The sequence below is a fragment of the Streptomyces adustus genome, from assembly GCF_009377175.1.
Lineage (GTDB): Bacteria > Actinomycetota > Actinomycetes > Streptomycetales > Streptomycetaceae > Streptomyces > Streptomyces adustus.
Map to the genome: position 1 here is coordinate 1 of NZ_VJZD01000451.1, position 3,580 is coordinate 3,580.

General features: G+C 75.2%; 3 protein-coding genes. 1 reads left to right on the forward strand and 2 read right to left on the reverse strand.

Annotated elements, in window-relative coordinates:
* Window positions 1–1,029 (reverse strand): winged helix DNA-binding domain-containing protein (locus FNH09_RS45340; protein ID WP_152895709.1); only part of this gene is annotated, 1,029 nt, incomplete at its 3' end.
* A 257-nt stretch (window positions 1,030–1,286) separates the two neighbouring features.
* Between FNH09_RS45340 and FNH09_RS45345 the strand changes: the two genes are divergently transcribed.
* Window positions 1,287–2,624 (forward strand): DUF2252 domain-containing protein, encoded by a 1,338-nt coding sequence (locus tag FNH09_RS45345; protein WP_152895708.1) that lies wholly within the window; start codon window positions 1,287–1,289, stop codon window positions 2,622–2,624.
* On the opposite strand, the gene FNH09_RS45350 is transcribed toward FNH09_RS45345, so the two are convergent.
* On the reverse strand, window positions 2,564–3,580 hold a 1,017-nt coding region (locus FNH09_RS45350), incomplete at its 5' end, for an alpha/beta hydrolase (protein ID WP_238427483.1). The genes FNH09_RS45345 and FNH09_RS45350 overlap by 61 nt on opposite strands.

Here is a 3,580-nt window from a genome sequence, read left to right on the forward strand (position 1 = left end):
GTCCGGGCGCTGCGCCCAGCCCCCCACCACCCGCCCGTTCCACCACACCGTCGGCCCGATGTTCCCGCTGTAGTCGAACAGCAGGGGACGCAGCTCGGGCGCCAGATACCAGTCCCGCTGCTGCCAGCCCATGGCCGTCGGGTCGAGCGCGGGCAGCAGCGCCGCCCACGGCTCACCGGGCCCGGCCACGGGCTCGACGTCGCCGTCGGTGACGTACCCCGTGCCCTCGTCCAGCTCCACCTCCCGCGCCCCGATCGAGGCCAGCGCCCGCCGGACGTCGGTGACCCGCCATCCCGTCCACCACTTCAGGTCCGCCTCGGTGGCCGGCCCGCAGACCGTCAGCCAGCGCAGCAGCAGGTCCGCCCGGGCCTCGGCGGCGTCCAGCTCGGGATGCTCGGGAGCCGGGGCCCAGCGGAACTGGCTGGACGTCCACGACCCCAGCGGGCGCCCGCGGACCACCTTCCCCTCGACCCCCAGCACCCTCAGCAGCCGGGTCGAGACGGTGTGGACGCCCTCGTAGCTCTTCCCGGCCGCGTACGCGAACTTCTCCCGCAACCGCGGCTCCTCCCGGGCGAGTTCGGTCGCCGTCGCCTGCCCGCGCCGGGCCAGCGCGGCCAGCGCCGACTCCTCGACCTCCCGCAGCCAGGCCGCGTCCGGCGCGCCCGCCTTCGCCATGTCCTTGAGCAGCGAGGCGCGCTCACGGGCGGCCACGTCGAGACCGGTCGAGGCGTGCACGACCGCGGTCAGCGCGGCGGGGAAGACGAACACCGTGTGCCGCATCCCGTGCATCCGCACCAGGGCACGGTCCTCGTACAGCGCCCGGTCGGTCGCGTCGACCGTGGTCGCCGGATCCGTCAGCCGTGCCCCCACCGCCAGATACACCGTCGCCGGGTCGCTGCCGTGCAGGGCGACCAGGGAGCGGGCGACGTCCTCGGGGGCCGTGGCCCGGGCCGGGCCCGCCAGCCGGTGGCGCAGCGCCAGCCGGGCCCGCCGCTCCGCCCCGTCGATGTACCGTCGCCCGTCGCCCATGCCGACCTCCGCCCGTGCGTGCACCGCCGTCCTGCGGACCATCCTCGCCGACACCACTGACAATCGGGCCCGGACCGGCCCGTCACACGATCGCACCGCCGGGTGTGCGCCCCTCGTGCCCAGCGTTTTTACTGCCCTCATGGGGGTGTGCCTCGGCAGGGAGGTCGGATGAAGCGGCACGGCAGACCACGGCGGACGCGGACGGCACTCCCGGGCACCACACCCGCTCCGGGGACGGCAGGGCGGGGGGCCGGGCCATGACCTCCTCCCCGGCCGACCGCGCCCAGCGCGGCAAGGACGCCCGCAAGTACGTGGCGCGCTCCGCGCACGGCCTGTGGCTGCCCCCGGTCGAACGACCCGACCCCGTCGCCGTACTGGAACGGCAGGGCCGGGACCGGCTGCCGGAGCTGCTGCCGGTCCGCTACGGGCGGATGAGCACCTCCCCGCTCGCCTTCCTGCGCGGGGCCGCCGCGGTCATGGCCGCCGACCTCGCCGCCCAGCCGCACACCGGTCTGACCGTCCAGCTGTGCGGCGACGCCCAGCTGCTCAACTTCGGCCTGTACACCTCCCCGGAACGCACCCTGCTGTTCGATCTCACCGACTTCGACGAGACGTTCCCCGGTCCCTTCGAATGGGACGTCAAACGGCTCGCCGCCTCAATCGCCGTCGCCGCCCGGGAGAACGGCCACCCCGAGCCGAAGGTCCGCCAGGCCGCCCTCGCGGCCGCGGCCGGGTACCACACCGCCATGCGACGCCTGGCCCGGCTCGGTGAACTCGCCGCCTGGTACGAGCGCGTCGAGACCGACCGGCTGCTGCCCCTGGTCCGGGACGGCCGGCGCCGTCCGCAGTCCAGCCTCACCCGCGCCCGCCGCCGCACCAGCCTCCATGCCCTCGGCAGACTGACCGAGACCGTCGACGGCCGGCGGCGCATCGTCCGGGACCCGCCCTTCCTGGAGTCCGTCGGCCCCTCCGACACCGCCGCGCTGCGCAAGCTCTTCAGCGACTACCGCTCCACCCTCTCCGAGGGGCGCCGGCTGCTCCTGGACCGCTACCGTTTCGTCGACGCGGCCCGCAAGGTCGTCGGCGTCGGCAGCGTCGGCACCCGCTGCTTCCTCGTGCTGCTCGCCGGAGTGGACGACGACGACCCGCTGCTCCTCCAGATCAAGGAGGCCAGGGAATCCGTACTGGAACGGCATCTGCCCAGCGGCCCCTACGTCCACCCCGGCCACCGGGTCGTCGCGGGACAGCGGCTGCTCCAGGCCGCCGGGGACATCTTCCTGGGCTGGACGACCGGGCCGCAGGGCCGCGCCTTCTACTGGCGTCAGCTGCGCGACACGAAAGGCCCGGCGAACGTCGCCGGCGCGAGCCCGGCCGCCCTCCAGCGGTACGCCCGGCTGTGCGGCACCGTCCTGGCCCGCGCCCACGGCCGCTCCGGCGACCGCATCGCCATCGCCTCCTACCTGGGCTCCGCCGACACCTTCGACCGGTCCGTCGCCGACTTCGCGACGGCCTACGCCGACCGGACCGCCGACGATCACGCCAACCTGGTCGCCGCCGTGGCGGCCGGGGTGGTGCGGGCCGCACCGGAGAGCTGACCCGGGCCCGGTCCTGCGGACCCGGACAGCACGGCGCTCACCAGGGCACGACGGTCCGGTTCGTGGTCGCGCAGCCGAAGGCCCAGCCGGTGGTCCGCGTCGGGCAGGTCGAGGCGGAAGCAGTGGGCGCGGGCCGTCAGCGCCTCCTGCACGGCCTGTGTCACCGCGGGCGGGATGACCGCGTCGTCGCCCGGGACCGCCAGCACCGCCCGGCCCGGGAAGGCGCGCAGCACGTCGAGGGCGGGGGAGCCGCGCCAGCTGCCGGGCGTACGGATGATCTCGCTGAAGCGGCCGGCGCCGTCCCCGAACGGCAGCTCCCACGCCTCGGCCGCGTACACCGCCGGAGCGCACAGCCCCAGCGCCGTCACCCGGTCCCTGTAGTGCGCGACGAGGTCGGCCACCGTCTGCCCGCTCATGCTGAACCCGACCGGCACCAGCGGACCGTCCGCCGGGGCGTGGGCGTCGATCACGGCCACGGCCTGTTCGAAGCGTCGGCGCAGGCTCAGCTCCGCGAGCGTGCCCGTGCTGTCGCCGTGACCGGAGAAGTCGAAGGCGAGGGCGCGGCACCCGCGGGCGACGAACTCCGCGAGGAGCGGCACGAGCCGCTCCTTGCTGCCGGTGCCGGCCCCGTGCAGCAGGACGACGGTGGCCCGCCCCGGGCCGGCGTCGCCGTCACCGCCGTACACCCCGCTCAGTCGTTCGCCGTCCGTGTCGTGCGTGAAGGAGACGATCTCGCTCATGCGCCCATTCACGCACGACGCGCCCGCCCAGAGCGCGGGTTTCGCCGCCTCGGCCTGCGGCGCGGCCGCGATCGCCACGCGCAGCGCCTCCTCGTCGGCAGCGCTCGGCGACGTCTGCACCAGCCGGCCTCCGGGGCGGGAGAAAAGCAGATGCACGCCGAGTGAGCGGATGGCTACGCTGAGTGCGTCATCATCGATCGGCCGATCACCCACCCG